This is a genomic window from Ancylobacter sp. TS-1 (assembly GCF_009223885.1).
In the GTDB taxonomy this organism is placed as follows: domain Bacteria; phylum Pseudomonadota; class Alphaproteobacteria; order Rhizobiales; family Xanthobacteraceae; genus Ancylobacter.
Window position 1 is genome coordinate 1441007 of sequence record NZ_CP045144.1, and the last position, 14939, is coordinate 1455945.

17 protein-coding genes are annotated in these 14939 nt (G+C 69.1%); 13 read left to right on the forward strand and 4 right to left on the reverse strand.

All coding sequences use genetic code 11. The annotated features are described in order from the left end of the window. The first annotated feature begins 143 nt into the window (after positions 1-143). The 8 genes from GBB76_RS06935 (at position 144) to GBB76_RS06970 (ending at position 6334) form a co-directional block, all read left to right on the forward strand. On the forward strand, positions 144-845 hold the full coding sequence (locus GBB76_RS06935; RefSeq protein ID WP_152302626.1) for a cysteine hydrolase family protein: 702 nt from the start codon (positions 144-146) through the stop codon (positions 843-845). Positions 846-919: 74 nt separating this feature from the next. Then, positions 920-2527 carry a regulator gene (locus GBB76_RS06940; RefSeq protein ID WP_152302627.1) on the forward strand — a complete coding sequence of 536 codons (1608 nt, stop codon included), beginning with the start codon at positions 920-922 and terminating at the stop codon, positions 2525-2527. Positions 2528-2656: 129 nt separating this feature from the next. Beyond that, positions 2657-3010 carry a cupin domain-containing protein gene (locus tag GBB76_RS06945; protein WP_152302628.1) on the forward strand — a complete coding sequence of 118 codons (354 nt, stop codon included), beginning with the start codon at positions 2657-2659 and terminating at the stop codon, positions 3008-3010. A gap of 116 nt (positions 3011-3126) precedes the next feature. Continuing rightward, positions 3127-3696 (forward strand): hypothetical protein, encoded by a 570-nt coding sequence (locus GBB76_RS06950; RefSeq protein ID WP_152302629.1) that lies wholly within the window; start codon positions 3127-3129, stop codon positions 3694-3696. A gap of 29 nt (positions 3697-3725) precedes the next feature. After that, positions 3726-4406, forward strand: a complete 681-nt coding sequence (locus GBB76_RS06955; protein ID WP_152302630.1) for a ribonuclease T2 — start codon at positions 3726-3728, stop codon at positions 4404-4406. Positions 4407-4413: 7 nt separating this feature from the next. Then, positions 4414-5289: a 23S rRNA (adenine(2030)-N(6))-methyltransferase RlmJ gene (locus GBB76_RS06960; RefSeq protein WP_152302631.1), complete on the forward strand. Its 876-nt coding sequence runs from the start codon at positions 4414-4416 to the stop codon at positions 5287-5289. Between the two features lie 102 nt (positions 5290-5391). After that, complete coding sequence (locus tag GBB76_RS06965; RefSeq protein WP_152302632.1) at positions 5392-5607, forward strand: cold-shock protein; 216 nt, start codon at positions 5392-5394, stop codon at positions 5605-5607. 118 nt (positions 5608-5725) lie between these two features. Further along, positions 5726-6334 (forward strand): glutathione S-transferase family protein, encoded by a 609-nt coding sequence (locus GBB76_RS06970; protein WP_152302633.1) that lies wholly within the window; start codon positions 5726-5728, stop codon positions 6332-6334. A gap of 122 nt (positions 6335-6456) precedes the next feature. Here GBB76_RS06970 and GBB76_RS06975 read toward each other — a convergent pair whose 3' ends face one another. Beyond that, positions 6457-7107 carry an outer membrane protein gene (locus GBB76_RS06975; protein WP_152302634.1) on the reverse strand — a complete coding sequence of 217 codons (651 nt, stop codon included), beginning with the start codon at positions 7105-7107 and terminating at the stop codon, positions 6457-6459. 408 nt (positions 7108-7515) lie between these two features. Beyond that, positions 7516-8124, reverse strand: a complete 609-nt coding sequence (locus GBB76_RS06980; RefSeq protein ID WP_152302635.1) for an outer membrane protein — start codon at positions 8122-8124, stop codon at positions 7516-7518. A 353-nt stretch (positions 8125-8477) separates the two neighbouring features. Between GBB76_RS06980 and GBB76_RS06985 the strand changes: the two genes are divergently transcribed. Next, positions 8478-9257 (forward strand): SDR family oxidoreductase, encoded by a 780-nt coding sequence (locus tag GBB76_RS06985; RefSeq protein WP_152302636.1) that lies wholly within the window; start codon positions 8478-8480, stop codon positions 9255-9257. A gap of 15 nt (positions 9258-9272) precedes the next feature. Here the strand turns inward: GBB76_RS06985 and GBB76_RS06990 are convergent, their stop codons facing one another. Together GBB76_RS06990 and GBB76_RS06995 are read right to left on the reverse strand one after the other, a co-directional pair. Continuing rightward, complete coding sequence (locus GBB76_RS06990) at positions 9273-10211, reverse strand: DMT family transporter (protein ID WP_152302637.1); 939 nt, start codon at positions 10209-10211, stop codon at positions 9273-9275. 93 nt (positions 10212-10304) lie between these two features. After that, positions 10305-11129 carry an FkbM family methyltransferase gene (locus GBB76_RS06995; RefSeq protein WP_152302638.1) on the reverse strand — a complete coding sequence of 275 codons (825 nt, stop codon included), beginning with the start codon at positions 11127-11129 and terminating at the stop codon, positions 10305-10307. A 116-nt stretch (positions 11130-11245) separates the two neighbouring features. On the opposite strand from GBB76_RS06995, the gene uvrC reads away from it, so the two are divergent. From uvrC to GBB76_RS07015, 4 genes are all read left to right on the forward strand, one after another. Beyond that, positions 11246-13324 (forward strand): excinuclease ABC subunit UvrC, encoded by a 2079-nt coding sequence (uvrC, locus tag GBB76_RS07000; protein WP_152302639.1) that lies wholly within the window; start codon positions 11246-11248, stop codon positions 13322-13324. Between the two features lie 138 nt (positions 13325-13462). Beyond that, the gene (pgsA, locus tag GBB76_RS07005; RefSeq protein WP_246669066.1) at positions 13463-14104 is read left to right on the forward strand and encodes a CDP-diacylglycerol--glycerol-3-phosphate 3-phosphatidyltransferase; all 642 of its coding nucleotides are present in this window, start codon (positions 13463-13465) and stop codon (positions 14102-14104) included. Continuing rightward, entirely contained in the window at positions 14101-14352 is a 252-nt protein-coding gene (gene moaD, locus GBB76_RS07010; protein ID WP_152302640.1) for a molybdopterin converting factor subunit 1, read from the forward strand. Before pgsA ends, moaD begins: the two co-directional genes overlap by 4 nt. A 15-nt stretch (positions 14353-14367) precedes the next feature. Then, positions 14368-14826, forward strand: a complete 459-nt coding sequence (locus GBB76_RS07015) for a molybdenum cofactor biosynthesis protein MoaE (protein WP_152302641.1) — start codon at positions 14368-14370, stop codon at positions 14824-14826. Positions 14827-14939 lie beyond the last annotated feature (113 nt).

A 14939-nucleotide genomic window follows, 5' to 3' on the forward strand; every position in this document is an offset into this window, starting at 1 on the left:
TTTTAATAATCAAAATCAATGACTTATTCTGCCATCCCCGTTGGCATGGGCGATGCATACACCAATGCATACAACGCCGACCGCGCGGCGAGGCCGTGCCGGCCGCCTGCGTCCGTCGCCCCCCACCGCCCCGCGGAGACGCCATGCCCGACTCACTCCTGGCCGCCGAGCCGGCCCCCCTCGCCTTCGATCCACGGCGTACCGCGCTGGTCATCATCGACATGCAGCGCGACTTTCTGGAGCCGGGCGGCTTCGGCGAGACGCTGGGCAACGACGTCTCGCTGCTGCAGGCCGCCGTCGGCCCCTGCCAGCGGGCGCTGGCGGCGGCGCGCGCGACCGGCATTCTGGTCATCCACACCCGCGAGGGCCATCGCCCCGACATGGCCGACGCGCCCCCCGCCAAGGTGGAGCGCGGCGAGCCCACCGCGCGCATCGGCTGCGCCGGCCCGATGGGCCGCATCCTCATTCGCGGCGAGGCCGGGCACGACATTATCCCCGAACTCTACCCGGCCGCCGGCGAGGTTGTGCTCGACAAGCCCGGCAAGGGCGCCTTCTACCAGACCGACCTCGAACTCATCCTCAAGAACCGCGGCATCGACACCCTGCTGGTGGCCGGCGTCACCACCGAAGTGTGCGTCCACACCACGATCCGCGAAGGCAATGACCGCGGCTATCGCTGCGTGGCGCTGGCCGATTGCTGCGCCTCCTATTTCCCGGATTTCCACCGCGTCGGCCTTGAGATGATCAAGGCGCAGGGCGGGATATTCGGCTGGGTGTCCGATTCCGCCGCGCTGCTCGCCGCGCTCGGCAACAAGACCGAGGCCGCGCGCTCCAGCGCCGCCTGAAGCCGCTTCGTCCGGCGCCCGGCGCCGCCCGCCTGCGCATGCCACCCGTCATTTGCCATTCGAGGAATTGCCGCATGTCCGCGACCGAAATGACCCCGATCTCCCCCGCCCGCATGGGCACGCGCCCGACGCTGTGGACCCCCGGCGACTGGAACGCGCTGTTCGGCTTCGGCACCAACATTCTCGTCAACATGCTGGTGCTGACCGGCCTGCTGCAGTTCGTGCTGAAGATGCCGCCCGAGATCGTCTTCGGCCGCATCCTGCCGGCGGTCGGGCTGATGATGTTCCTGTCCACCGCCTATTACGCGTTCCTCGGCTACCAGCTGGCCAAGAAGACCGGCCGCGACGATGTGTGCGCCCTGCCCTCGGGCATCAGCGTGCCGCACATGTTCGTCGTCACCTTCGTCATCATGCTGCCCATCGGCGCCGCCACCGGCGACCCGGTGCAGGGCTGGGAGGCCGGCCTCGTCTGGGTGTTCTTCCAGAGCTTCATCCTGATGATCGGCGGCTTCGTCGCGCCGTGGATCCGCAAGATCACGCCGCGCGCGGCCCTGCTCGGCACGCTGGCGGGCGTGTCCATCGCCTTCATCTCGATGCGCCCGGCCTTCGAGATCTTCTCGACCCCGGTGATCGGCCTCGTCTGCTTCGCCATCATCATGGTGAGCTGGTTCGGCGGGGTGAAATATCCCAAGGGCATTCCCGCCGGCCTCATCGCCATCGCGGTCGGCATGATCATCGCCTGGGGCTCGAACCTGTTCGGGCTGAACTATGGCGGCATGAGCGTCGACAAGGTCGGCGACGCCTTCGCCACGTTCGGCTTCTCCGTTCCGCTGCCCGCCTTCGACCACGTGTTCCACGGCTTCAACTATCTCGGCGTCATCCTCGTCACCGCCATTCCCTTCGGCATCTACGATCTGGTCGAGGCGATGGACAATGTGGAGAGCGCCGAGGCGGCCGGCGACCACTATCCGACCACCCGCGTGCTGACCGCCGACGGCGTGGTCAGCCTGATCGGCTGCCTGATGGGCAACCCCTTCATCAACGCGGTCTATATCGGCCACCCCGGCTGGAAATCGATGGGCGGGCGCATCGGCTATTCCGCCGCCACCGGCGTGATGGTCATCGTGCTGTCCTGGTTCGGCATCATCGCGCTGCTGCTGGCGCTGATCCCGGTCGTCGCCATCTCACCCATCCTGCTCTACATCGGCATGCTGATCGGGGCGCAGGCCTTCCAGACCACGCCGGCCAAGCATGCGCCGGCCGTGGTGCTGGCGCTGACACCGCATCTGGCGGCCTGGGCCAAGCTGCTGATCGACAATTCGCTCGGCCTCGCGGGCACCTCGGCGGCCGCCATCGGCATCGAGAAGATGGGTCAGGTCGGCGTGCTCTATCACGGGCTGGAGGTGATGGGCGGCGGCGCCATCCTGGTCGGCCTCGTGCTCGGCGCCATCGGCGTCTTCGTGGTCGAACGCCAGCTCGTCAACGCGGCCGCCTTTGCCCTTGCCGGCGCTGTCCTCACCTTTTTCGGCTTCATGCACGGGGAGAGCGTCGGATTTGCCGTGACTCCAGCGGTGGCATTTGCTTACCTTCTGGTTGCCGGCTTCCTTTTCGCCTGCGCGAAATACGCCGCGCTTGAGGAATCGCCATCCGCCGTCCACGCGGAACCGGCGCCGGCGGAATAGCCATTCGCTTCGACGCTGGGGGGCATCGAAGCGGCTTGAGACGGCGCGGCTCATCCAGCAGGATGTCCGCGCCGCTCTTGTTTGGAGGCCCTGCCGGGCCGCCGTACGGGTTCATCCGCCGAGGTCTCCATGTCGTTCCTCCTGTCCTTCGACCCCGCCGATCTCGGTCCGCCGGAGGAGACGGTGCCGCTGCCCGAGCGCATCGTCTCGGGCGAGCCGCGCCACCTGACCTGGAACTTCGAGACCCTGCCGGACGGCGCCCTGTTCGCCGGCATCTGGGAGTCCTCGCCCGGCGCCTGGCGGGTGGATTACGAGGAATGGGAGTTCTGCTCGATCACCGAGGGCGTCTCCATCCTGCACGAGGACGGCAAGGAGCCGGTCCGGGTGAAGGCGGGCGACAGCTTCGCCATCCGCCCCGGCTTCAAGGGAATCTGGGAAGTCGTCGAGACGACGCGCAAGCTCTACGTCATCCGGCTGATCTGAACGGCGGCCTTCCGCCCGCGACGGTGCCGGAATCCGGCGCAGTGTGGCCTTGCCGTCATTGACCCGGCCGGCGGGGCGACGCATCTTCCCAACCCTACGGGTATTGGAGACGTGCGATGCGTGCCGACGGCAAGGGAACGACGGGCCTTTTCGGCCGGACCATGTGCGCCCTCGCGGCGGCCGGCATGCTCACGGCCTCGCTCGGCAGCGCCGAGGCGGCGAACTTCTTCGAGAAGAACTTCTGGCTGTCGGGCCCGAACTACAGCGGCAACATTCCGGCCTGCGACACGCCTTCGGCGCTCTCGCGCATCCAGAGCCACTTCGCCACCACCGAATCGCGCTTCTGGAATTCGAGCCTGACCATCAACAGCTTCGACCATATCCGCGAGATCGCCTTCCGGCCCTGGGGCGAGGAGAACATCCCGCGCCGCTTCTGCCGTGCCGACGTCGTGGTCACGGGCGTCGAGGGCACGCCGAGCTTCGGCACCGAAGGTGCCTATGGCAGCGGCGCCTATCAGGGCGGCACCACCGGCAAGGTGGCCTCCGGCCCGCGCCGCCACACCGTCTGGTACTCGATCGTCGAGGATGGCGGCTTCCTGGGCTTCTCCTGGGGCGTCGAATGGTGCGTCGAGGGCCTCGACCGCTCCTGGACCTACGAGCCGAACTGCCGCATGGCCAAGCCCTGAGGCTGGCCGCGCGGAGCCCGGTCGGCACCATGGGCGCCCCGAGGCGCGCGGGCGTGGCATGGCTTGTCCTTGCCGCGCTGATGCTCTGGCCCGCTCTGGCGGGCGCGCAGCAGAAGGGCGAGCCCGGCCGTTTCGACCATTACGTGCTGGCGCTGTCCTGGTCGCCCTCCTATTGCGAGGCCATGGGCGAGCGCGCCGAGCCGGCGCAGTGTGCCACCGCCCGCCCCTTCGCCTTCGTCGTGCACGGGCTGTGGCCGCAATATAAGCGGGGCTGGCCGGAGAACTGCGTGACCCCCGCCCCCTACGTGCCCGAGCCGGTGCTGCGCTCCATGCTCGACATCATGCCGAGCCGCCGCCTCGTGCTACATGAATGGCGCACGCACGGCACCTGCGCCACGCCCGACCCGGCCGCCTATTTCGACCTCGTGCGCCGCGCCTATGCCGGCGTGACCATCCCGGCCGCCTTCCGCCGGCTCGACGACTACCGCATGGTCTCGCCCGCCGAGGTCGAGAGCGCGTTCCGGGCCGACAATCCGGGCCTCGCCGCCGACATGATCGCGGTCGGCTGCGACGGCCGCCGGCTTACCGAAGTGCGCATCTGCCTCGATCGCTCGCTCGGCTTCACCCCCTGCCCGGAAGTCGACCGGCGCGCCTGCCGCGCCGCCCGCGTGGTGATGCCGCCCGTACGCGAGGGCGCGTCGGCGCGATGAGGACCGGATGAACTATCGCCACGCCTTCCATGCCGGCAATTTCGCCGACGTCGTCAAGCACGTGGTGCTGGCGCGCATCCTCGCCTATCTCGCCCGCAAGGATGCCGCTTTCCGCGTCATCGACACCCATGCCGGCGCCGGCCTCTACGATCTGGCCGGCGACGAGGCCCGCCGCACCGGCGAGTGGGAGGGCGGCATCGGCGCCGTGCTGCGCGCCCGCTTCGCCCCGGCGATCGCCGAACTGCTGGCGCCCTGGCTCGACGCCGTGCGCGCCGTGAACGTGGCGGCGGCGGACGATGCGGCGCTGGCGACGGCGCTCCGCCATTATCCCGGCTCGCCGCTGATCGCGCAGGCGCTCGCCCGCCCGCAGGACCGGCTGCTGTTCTGCGAGACCCAGCCCGGCGTGCGCGCGGCGCTGGAGGAATCGGTCGGCCGCGACGCCCGCGCCAAGGTGCTGGCGACCGACGCTTGGCAGGCGCTCAACGCCTATCTGCCGCCGAGGGAACGGCGCGGCCTCGTGCTGGTCGATCCCCCGTTCGAGGAGCCGGGCGAGTTCCACCGGCTCGCGCAGGGGCTGGCCGAGGCGCACCGGCGCTGGTCCACCGGCATCTATGCGCTCTGGTATCCGATCAAGGATGTGCGCGCGGTCGACGCCTTCCGCCGCGAGATCGAGCGGGCCGGAATCCCCAAGACGCTGAACGTGCAGTTCGACCTGCGCGCCGTGCGGCAGGCCGACACCATGACCGGCTGCGGCATGGTCATCGTCAACCCGCCCTTCACGCTGGCGGACGAGTTGCGCAGCGTGCTTTCCGCCCTTGCCCCGGTGCTTTCCACCGACGGCGCCGGCCGCGTCCGGGTCGGCTGGCTGACCCCGGAACGCTGAATCGGCGCGCCGCGTCATCATCCGGCATCGGTCTTGCTTTAGCTTCGCCAGCATATTGAACCGGCGGATGGTCGCGGCCGTCCGAGGGTAAGGAGCAGGCGCATGGCGACCATGGGTACCGTCAAGTTCTTCAACACCGAGAAGGGGTACGGCTTCATCCGTCCGGACGACGGCGGACGCGACGTGTTCGTGCATGTCTCGGCGGTCACGCGCTCGGGGCTCGGCTCGCTCGCCGAAGGCCAGCGGGTCAGCTTCGAGGTCGAGCCGGACAAGCGCGGCAAGGGTCCGAAGGCCATCGACCTTCAGCCGGCCGACTGATAAGCGTTCGGCGAAGCCGGGGCACCGCGCCCCGGCGGGACGGTCGGCACCGGGCATGGCGCTCCGGGGGCGGATCCCCCCGGCAGGCGACGCGCCTGCGACAACGGCTTGCCCCGCGATGAAACTGCGTTCCTCCCCCGCCTCCCCCTTCGGCCGCAAGGTCAAGATCGGCGCCGTCCTGTGCGGCCTCCACCTCGACGTCGTGCCGGCGGACACCAGCGATCCCGCCGATTCCCTGCGCGGCCAGAACCCGCTCGGCAAGATCCCCGTCCTGCTCCGGGACGAAGGCGCGCCGATCTACGATTCCCGGGTGATCCTCGACTATCTCGACGCGCTCGCCGGTGGCGGCGTCATCATTCCGGCCGCCGGCGAACCGCGCTATGCGGTGCTGACGGCGCTCGCCCTCGCTGACGGCATCAGCGATGCCGCGCTGCTGCAGGTCTATGAGGGCCGCTACCGCGCGGCGCAGGAGCGCAGCGCGAACTGGGTCGACCATCAGGCCGGCAAGGTCGCGCGCGGGCTCAAGGCTCTCGAGGCGTCCCCGCCCCGCAAGGCGCCGGTCAGCGGCGCCGCCGATGCCGCCGAGATCGCGCTCGCCTGCGCGCTCGGCTATCTCGACCTGCGCTTTGCCGGCGCGTGGCGTGCCGGCCATCCCGCCCTCGTCGCCTGGCTGGACGCGTTCGCCGCACGCGTGCCCGCTTTCGAGGCAACCCGCCCGGCGGTCTGAGCCGGCGGGCCGCGCACGGCCTCCCAAACGCGAAAAAGGCCCCGGCCACGCGCGAACCTCAGTCCGCATGGCCGGAGCCTTCATCGAAAGACGCGCCGGAGCCCTCGCCCCGGCGGCCCGGATCAGAACTTGTAGTTCACGCCGGCGCGGACGATGTTGGCGGTCAGGCCGCTCTTGTCGCCGATGCTGTCGTAATAGTCGTCGCCGAGATCCATGTAGAGATACTCGGCCTTGACGGTCCAGTTGTTGGTCAGGGCGTATTCGAGACCGCCGCCGACCGTCCAGCCCACCAGGGTCTTGTCGGAGCTCAGGCCGAGGAGGTTGTCGCTGACCTCGTGGTGGCCCCAGGCGAGACCGCCGGTGACGTAGGGCAGCACATTGCCCATGGCGTAGCCGAGGCGGGCGCGCACCGTGCCGAAATAGTCGAGCTTCGACTCATAGCCGTAGATGCTGCTGTCCTTGATGTCCGAGCCCTGGAAGTCGGCTTCGGCACCCAGCACGATGTTGTTGTCGAACTGGTAGTTCACGCCGATCTGGCCGCCACCGAGGAAGCCGTCCGGGTTGATGCCGAGCGTGCTCGCGGCACCCTCGCCCGAGCCCCAGGCATAGCCGGCATTGGCGCCGAGATAGAAGCCCGTCCAGGTGAAGACCGGCTCGGCGATGACCGCCGCCGGCGCCTTGGTCGGATAAGGCTGCGGCAGGTCGGCGGCGAAGGCCGGGGCCGCGGCGAGAAGGGCGACGGCGGCGACGCCCGAGCTGATGATCTTCTTCATGGGTACTCTCCGAATAAACCTGCAACGTGAACGCGGTTACGCCATTCAGTCGGCAGGTGAAGTAGGGGCCCACATTGGCACGGCGAGGGCCGGATTACGGCGGAATCGGTCGCCAGACCCGCCGCGCCGACGCCTGAATCCACGTGCCCTCGGGCGCAAAGCCTTGCCGTGCCTCACTTCTCGGAGGTAATTTTGCCGATCACGAATCGGTGCGCTACGCAACAATTTTGCCACGATCCATTCAACAAACCCATGGACCGTTGCATGAATATCACTATTTGACCCACTCACTCCCGCGCAAGCAGGGGACGCAAGCGACAATGGCCACGCGCTCGACAGGAGCGCGCGGCCATCGGGGCCTTGCGGCAGACCGGGCAAGACGGCGGCGGCGCCGTCCGCCTCGCGGCATCAGAAGCGGTAGTTCACGCCCGCGCGCAGGATGTTGCTGCTCACGCCGACATCGCGCGGGCCGGTCAGGGTCTGGTACGACTCCTCGCCGAGATCGACGTAGAGATACTCGCCCTTCACGCTCCAGTTGTTGTTGATGGCGTATTCGGCGCCACCGCCCAGCGTCCAGCCGATCTGGTTCTTGGAGTTCGACAGGCCCCAGGTCTCGTAAGTGCCGCCGCCATAGGCGAGACCGCCGGTGCCGTAGACGAGAACCTGATCGAAGGCGTAGCCGATGCGCGCGCGCACCGTGCCGAAATAGTCGAGCGAGAAGATCCCGCTGGAGACGTCGGCATACTGGATGTCGGTCTCGACGCCGAGCACCAGCGGGCCGGCGCCCTGCCAGTTGTAGCCGGCCTGCAGGCCACCGATGAAGCCGTCAATGTCCGGCGACCAGTCGGCGGTGCCCCAGCCATAGCCGGCATTGGCGCCGATGTAGAAGCCGGTCCAGGTGAACGCCATCGGCGGCGGCGCATAGGCGGCCGGCGCCTTGTAGGCGAGGTCGGCAGCGGCGGCCGGCACGGCCAGCAGGGCGGCGAGGCTGACGCCGGCGAGGATAGTGCTCTTCATAATCGTCTCCTAGATCTCGTTCAGGCGTCGCATCCACGCGTGGAGCGGCGTTTCCGCCTGAGATAAGGCTGACAGTCGGATAAATGTATGATCGAAATCTTAGATGATGATGAAAGAATGCGTTATGCTTAAAGAAGCGTTTACATAAGGTATTCGAATATTTACTTCAGCCACGATCGCAAGGCATGCGATTTTGCGATTGTGAATACACTGAATTATCGAATGAAACGCCGATTTGTTGGTTAATGAAGGGTTGACGCCGCCATGGATGGCGGTGATCCGTTGCCGTGCGGCCGGCGTAAATCGACGGCATCGCGATAGACGATTCCGCCGCAGCGTCGCATGAGTACCCCATGACCGAACGTTCCATCCTCGCCCCGAACAGACGCCCCGTCGCCCTCGTGACCGGCGGCGCGGTGCGCATCGGGCGCGCCATCGCCCGGCGCCTGGCGGCGGAAGGCTACGACATCGTCCTGCATGTGCGCCGGGCCGGCCCGGCGGCGGACGAGGCGCGCGCCGAACTGGAAGCCGCCGGCGCCCGCGTCGCCGTCGTCACGGCGGAACTGTCGGACCCGCAGGCGGTTGCCGGTGTGGTGCCGGCCGCCGTGGCCGCGCTCGGCCCACTCGAACTTCTCGTCAACAACGCCTCGGAATTCCACCCCGACAGCGCCGGCCGCCTCGACACCGCCCTGTGGGACCGCCATTTCGCGATCAACCTGCGCGCGCCGGTCTTTCTCGCGGAGGCCTTCGCGGCGCAGCTTCCCGACGGCGCGCGCGGCGCGGTCGTCAACATCATCGACCAGCGGGTGCTGAAGCCGACGCCGGCCTATTTCTCCTACAGCGTTGCCAAGGAGGCGCTGTGGGCGGCGACGCGGATGCTGGCGCAGGCGCTGGCGCCGCGTGTGCGCGTCAATGGCGTCGGCCCCGGCCCGACGCTGGCCAATCCGCAGCAGGATGCCGACGCCTTCGCCCGCCAGTCGGGCGCGGTGCTGCTCGGGCGCGGCCCGACGCCGGAGGAGATCGCCGGGGCGGTAGCCTATCTGGCGCGCGCCGCCAGCGTCACCGGCCAGATGATCGCGGTCGATGGCGGCCAGCACCTCGCCTGGCGCACGCCGGACGCCGAGGACGACTGATCCCGGAGCGCCCGCCTAGCGCCGGCGGCGGGCGTCGCTGAGCGTGAACCAGCCGATGCTGACCATTACCACCACGGCGCCGGCAAGCTCGGTGGCGTTCGCCGTCTCGCCGAGGATGAGCACGGCCATCACCATGGTCGCCACCGGGCTCACCGTGCTGATCATCGAGTTGGCCTGCGCCGAGATGCGCTTGAGCGCGGCGTTCATGAAGAAGCTCGGCAGCACCGTCGCGCCGATGGCGATCATCGCCGCGAGCGCGAGCCCGTGCGAGGACACCGCCAGCGCCTCCACCGGGCGGATCAGAGCGAACTGGGTCAGCGCGACGAACGAGGCCGAGATCATCGCGATGCAGGTGAACAGCGCCGAGCCGATGCTGCGCAGCAGGCTGCTCGCCATGAGCTGGTAGAGTGCGAAGCTGATCGCCGCCAGCCCGACGAAGAAGGTGCCCCGCACCGTGCTGCTGCCATCGACCGAGAAGCGCTCGGCGAAGATCAGCGCCAGTCCGCCATAGGCGGCCACGAAGGTCCACAGCGCCTTGCGGCGGATCGGCTGGCCGAACAGCAGCGCGCCGAACAGCACGACGAAGAACGGGTAGGTGTACAGGATCAGCCGCTCGAACGAGGCCGAGATGTACTGCAGCCCGAGGAAGTCGGCATAGGAGGAGAACCAGTAACCGAGCGCCCCCACCGCCATCGACTTCGCGATCAGCCCCGGCCCCGGCAGCGCCTCGCCCTTCGCCCGCATCCGCATCACCGCGAGCGCACCGATGACGAGATAGAACGGCAGCGACAGCGCCATGCGCAGCGCCAGGAGGGTCTCCGGGTCGATCCCCTCCGCATAGGCGAGCTTGATGATGATGCCCTTGGAGGCGAACAGGATCGCCCCGGCGGCGCCGAAGGCGTAGCCGGTCAGGGGAATGGCGGGGCGTGAAACGGCGTCGCTGGGGCGGGACATGGCCCGCTCCCATAGACCCGTTCGCGCACGAACACACGTGGCATGCGCGCATGGCCGCTGGCCGCGGAACGCATCCGTTCCGGCGCCCTCGCCTCAGGCGCGGAGCAGCGCGCGGGAGGGCCGCCAGTTCAGGAGGCGCTCGCGCACCTCCGGGCGGGCCACGAACAGGAAGTTGTTGACGTAGCCATACGCCTCGCGCACGCGCGTTCCTTCCTCGTTCAGGGCGCCGATGTCCTGCATGCGGCCGGCATCGAAGGCCGCCACCGGATGCAGCCCGTCCGCCTGCGCGAAATAGCCCTCATAGCCGAGCGGCTCCAGTATCGCCCGCACCCGGGCGAGCGCTCCGGGACAATGGCGCTCCTCCGCCTCCAGCAGCACCGTGGGATGCGAGGCGGCGAGGATCCGGCGCGCGCCCTCCAGCACGGCGGCCTCGTGGCCCTCGACGTCGATCTTGATGAAGTCGACCGGCCCGCGCACGCAATCGTCGAGACGATGGCGCAGCACCGCGATGGCGTCGACCGCCTCGTTGCCGTCGAGGCGACCGTCCAGCGTCGCCAGCGCCGAATGGTCGTGCGGAATGTGGAGCACGCCCTTTCCGTCGATGTCGCTGACCGCGTGGCCGCCGAGCGTCAGCCGTCCCTCGTCGCGGGCCCGCGCGAAGCGGCAGGCGAGCACGCGCATCATGGCGGGATTGGGCTCGAAGGCGGCGACGCGCGCCCCCAGCCGCAGCAGCCAGTAGGTGAACAGCCCGCGATTGGCGCCGACGTCGCAGGCCATGTCGCCGGGCCGCACGACCAGCGGCAGGAATTGCAGCTCGCTGGCGGGATTTGCCGCCGCCCGCCAGTCGGCCGGCACGCTCGCCAGCGCGAACAGACGCGGAAAGCGCGCGGCGCCGGCGGTCTTCAAGGCTGAGAGCAATCTGGTCTCCGTGGCGCTTCCGCCACATCGGGCGCGCGCGACTTCTAGCATGTCGACCCGCAGGTCTGGGCGGAAGCCCCTGTTCGGCGTGGTCACGAATACGTATCTAGGGACTCATGATTGCCCGCCCCACCGCCGACATGCCCGATATCGACGCCGACGAGGCCGAGAGCGCCGAGACCGAGGACGATCTCGTCCTGCTGGCGGCCGAGCCGGAGGAATCCGAGCCCGCCCCGGGCACGGTCGCCATGGGCCGCGCCGCCATTACCCGCGCCATCAGGCACGCGCCGAACGGCCCCGGCGTGTACCGCATGATCGGCTCCGACGGCGGCGTGCTCTATGTCGGCAAGGCCAAGAGCATCAAGCGGCGCATCGTCGCCTATACCCGCCCGGCCGGGCTCACCGCCCGCATCATGCGCATGGTGGCTGCCACGGCCGAGATGGAGTTCGTCTCCACCGGCACCGAGACCGAGGCGCTGCTGCTGGAGGCCAACCTCATCAAGCAGTTGCGGCCGCGCTTCAACGTGCTGCTGCGCGACGACAAGTCGTTCCCCTATATCCTCATCACCCGCGACCATGGCGCGCCGCAGATCGCCAAGCATCGCGGCGCGCGCAACCGGCCGGGCGACTATTACGGCCCCTTCGCCTCGGTCTGGGCGGTCAACCGCACCATCAACGCGCTGCAGAAGGCGTTCCTCGTGCGCTCCTGCTCGGACAACTTCTATGAGTCGCGCACGCGTCCCTGCCTGCTGTTTCAGATCAAGCGCTGCGCCGGCCCCTGCACCGGCGAGATCGGCCACACCGCCTATGCCGAGTTGGTGGAGGAAGCGCGCGACTTCCTCTCCGGCCGCAGCCGCGCGGTGAAGGAGCAACTCGCCCGCGAGATGGAACAGGCCGCCGAGGAACTGGAATTCGAGCGCGCCGCCGCGCTGCGCGACCGCCTCGCCGCGCTTTCCGCCGTGCAGGGCACGCAGGGCATCAACCCGCGCTCGGTGGAGGAGGCGGACGTCTTCGCCATCCATCAGGAAGGCGGGGCGACATGCGTGCAGGTGTTCTTCTTCCGCACTGGCCAGAACTGGGGCAACCACGCGCTCTACCCGCGCGCCGACCGCGCGCTGGAGGTCGGCGAGGTGCTGGAATCCTTCCTCGCCCAGTTCTACGAGGACAAGCCCTGCCCGCGCCTCGTCCTGCTCAGCCACGACATCGCCGAACGCGAACTGCTGGAGGAGGCGCTGTCCACCCGCGCCGGTCACCGGGTCGAAGTCGCGGTGCCCAAGCGCGGCGAGAAGCGCGAACTGGTCGAGCACGCCTTGCAGAACGCCCGCGAGGCGCTCGGCCGCAAGCTCGCCGAGAGCGCCAGCCAGGCGCGGCTGCTGGAGGAACTCGCCCGCGCCTTTGAGCTGCCGGCGCCGCCCCGGCGTATCGAGGTCTACGACAACAGCCACATCATGGGCTCGAACGCGGTCGGCGGCATGATCGTCGCCGGGCCCGAAGGCTTCGCCAAGAGCCAGTACCGCAAGTTCAACATCCGCTCGACCGAACTCACGCCGGGCGACGATTACGGCATGATGCGCGAGGTGCTCACGCGCCGCTTCTCGCGGCTGCTGAAGGAGAATCCGAGGGAAGCGGCGCCCCCGACCGGGGACGAGGCCGCTCCCCTCGCCGACCCGCGTTCCGGGCCACCTCTCCCCGCCGGGGAGCGGGAGGAAGAAGCCGAACCTTCCGACGCCGCCTCCACCGCATGGCCCGACCTCGTGCTGATCGACGGCGGCCCCGGCCAGCTCAAGGCGGCGCAGGAGACCCTCGCCTCGCTTGGCCTCACCGGCGTTCCGCTCGTCGGCGTGGCGAAGGGGCCGGACCGCGACGCCGGCCGCGAAACCTTCTACCGCGACGGCCAGGCCCCGTTCCGGCTGGAGCCGCGCGACCCGGTGCTCTATTTCGTGCAGAGGCTGCGCGACGAGGCCCATCGCTTCGCCATCGGCTCACACCGGGCACGGCGCAAGAAGGACATCACCCAGGCCGGCCTGCAGGAGATTCCCGGCGTCGGCCCCACCCGCAAGCGCGCGCTGCTGCGCCATTTCGGAACGCTGAAGGCGATCGAGCGCGCCTCGCTGGCCGATCTGGAAGCCGTGCCGGGCGTGAACGCCGCCACTGCGCGGGCCGTCTACGACTTCTTTCATGCCCGGCCGTCATGATACGTCCGGGCCGTCATGCGACGGCCACAGGCGGCGCGCACCCTGCATGACGGGCGGGAAACATCGGCCGATAGGCGCGATGCGATTGACGTGCGCGCACGGCATGATTACGTGCCTTGCAATGGGGACTGGCGAAGCATGGTCGAAGTCGCAACGAGCCAGCAGACTCTACGGGAGCCGCCAAAGGTGAGCCGCGGACACGCCTTCTCGCTGCCCAATCTGCTGACCTATGGCCGCTGCGTGGCGGTGCCGCTGGTGGCCGCCTGTCTGTTCTGGTCGGACATACTGGAAGGCGGCCTGTGGCTGCGCTGGCTGGCGGTCGCCATCTATGTCGTCGCCGCCATCACCGATTTCTTCGACGGCTACCTCGCCCGCGCCTGGTCGCAGCAATCGGCCATCGGCCGCATGCTGGACCCGATCGCCGACAAGCTGCTGGTCTCCACCTCGCTGCTGATGCTCGCGTCCGACGGCACCATTCGCGGCTGGTCGCTCTGGGCGGCGGTGGTGATCCTGTGCCGCGAGATTCTGGTGTCGGGCCTGCGCGAATTCCTCGCCGAGCTGCGCGTGAGCGTGCCCGTCACCCGCCTTGCCAAGTGGAAGACCACGGCGCAGCTCGTCGCCGTCGGCGTGCTGCTGGCCGGGCCGGCGGCCGATTTCCTGGTACCGGGGATCACCCTGTTCGGCATCATGCTGCTGTGGGTCGCCGCGCTGCTGACGCTCTACACCGGCTGGGACTATTTCCGCGCCGGCGCGCGGCACCTGATCGAGGACAGCCAGTGAGGATTCTCTATTTCGCCTGGGTGCGCGAGCGCGTCGGGCTGGAAGCGGAGGATCTGGCGCTGCCCGGCGAGGTACGCACGGTCGCCGACCTCGCCGCCTTCCTCAAGGCGCGGGGCGAGGGCTACGCGCATGCATTCGAGAATCCGCGTGTCGTGCGTGCCGCGCTCGACCGCCGCCACGCCCGGCCCGAGACGCCGCTCGGCGGCGCCCGCGAGATCGCCTTCTTCCCGCCCATGACGGGCGGCTGACCCCGCGAGGTGAGCATGTTCACCGTCCGCATCCAGTCCGAGGATTTCGACCCCTCCGCCGAGGCCGCCGCGCTGGCGCGCGGGCGTACCGACATCGGCGCCCTCGTCACCTTCGCCGGCCTGTGCCGCGCGCAGGACGCCCCCGGCGGCGCCCCGCTCATCGCGCTGACGCTGGAGCACTATCCCGGCATGGCGGAAGAGGAGATCGGCCGCCTGATCGAGCAGGCGCGCGGGCGCTGGCCGCTGATCGGGGCCACCGTGATCCACCGCTACGGGCGGATGGTGCCGGGCGACAACATCGTGCTGGTCGTCACCGCCTCCGCCCACCGCGCCGCCGCCTTCGAGGCGGCCGAGTTCCTGATGGACTGGCTCAAGACCAACGCGCCGTTCTGGAAGCTGGAAGAGCGCGAGGACGCGCGCGGCTGGGTCGCGGCCAAAGACGCCGACGACGAAGCGGCGGAACGGTGGAACTAGGGTTTCCCGCAGGAACCCGTCATCCCGGATGGCCGCAGGCCGATCCGGAATCGTATGCGGGCGGGTGAGCGATCCCGGCTCTCCGCTGCGCTTCGGCCGGGATGACGATGAAA

Excerpts from the sequence above, each read along its gene's own strand:
- GBB76_RS06935 (WP_152302626.1), top strand. The coding sequence starts at position 144 with ATGCCCGACTCACTCCTGGCCGCCGAGCCGGCCCCCCTCGCCTTCGAT.
- GBB76_RS06940 (WP_152302627.1), top strand. The coding sequence starts at position 920 with ATGTCCGCGACCGAAATGACCCCGATCTCCCCCGCCCGCATGGGCACG.
- GBB76_RS06945 (WP_152302628.1), top strand. The coding sequence starts at position 2,657 with ATGTCGTTCCTCCTGTCCTTCGACCCCGCCGATCTCGGTCCGCCGGAG.
- GBB76_RS06950 (WP_152302629.1), top strand. The coding sequence starts at position 3,127 with ATGCGTGCCGACGGCAAGGGAACGACGGGCCTTTTCGGCCGGACCATG.
- GBB76_RS06955 (WP_152302630.1), top strand. The coding sequence starts at position 3,726 with ATGGGCGCCCCGAGGCGCGCGGGCGTGGCATGGCTTGTCCTTGCCGCG.
- GBB76_RS06960 (WP_152302631.1), top strand. The coding sequence starts at position 4,414 with ATGAACTATCGCCACGCCTTCCATGCCGGCAATTTCGCCGACGTCGTC.
- GBB76_RS06965 (WP_152302632.1), top strand. The coding sequence starts at position 5,392 with ATGGCGACCATGGGTACCGTCAAGTTCTTCAACACCGAGAAGGGGTAC.
- GBB76_RS06970 (WP_152302633.1), top strand. The coding sequence starts at position 5,726 with ATGAAACTGCGTTCCTCCCCCGCCTCCCCCTTCGGCCGCAAGGTCAAG.
- GBB76_RS06975 (WP_152302634.1), bottom strand. The coding sequence starts at position 7,107 with ATGAAGAAGATCATCAGCTCGGGCGTCGCCGCCGTCGCCCTTCTCGCC.
- GBB76_RS06980 (WP_152302635.1), bottom strand. The coding sequence starts at position 8,124 with ATGAAGAGCACTATCCTCGCCGGCGTCAGCCTCGCCGCCCTGCTGGCC.
- GBB76_RS06985 (WP_152302636.1), top strand. The coding sequence starts at position 8,478 with ATGACCGAACGTTCCATCCTCGCCCCGAACAGACGCCCCGTCGCCCTC.
- GBB76_RS06990 (WP_152302637.1), bottom strand. The coding sequence starts at position 10,211 with ATGTCCCGCCCCAGCGACGCCGTTTCACGCCCCGCCATTCCCCTGACC.
- uvrC (WP_152302639.1), top strand. The coding sequence starts at position 11,246 with ATGATTGCCCGCCCCACCGCCGACATGCCCGATATCGACGCCGACGAG.
- pgsA (WP_246669066.1), top strand. The coding sequence starts at position 13,463 with ATGGTCGAAGTCGCAACGAGCCAGCAGACTCTACGGGAGCCGCCAAAG.
- GBB76_RS07015 (WP_152302641.1), top strand. The coding sequence starts at position 14,368 with ATGTTCACCGTCCGCATCCAGTCCGAGGATTTCGACCCCTCCGCCGAG.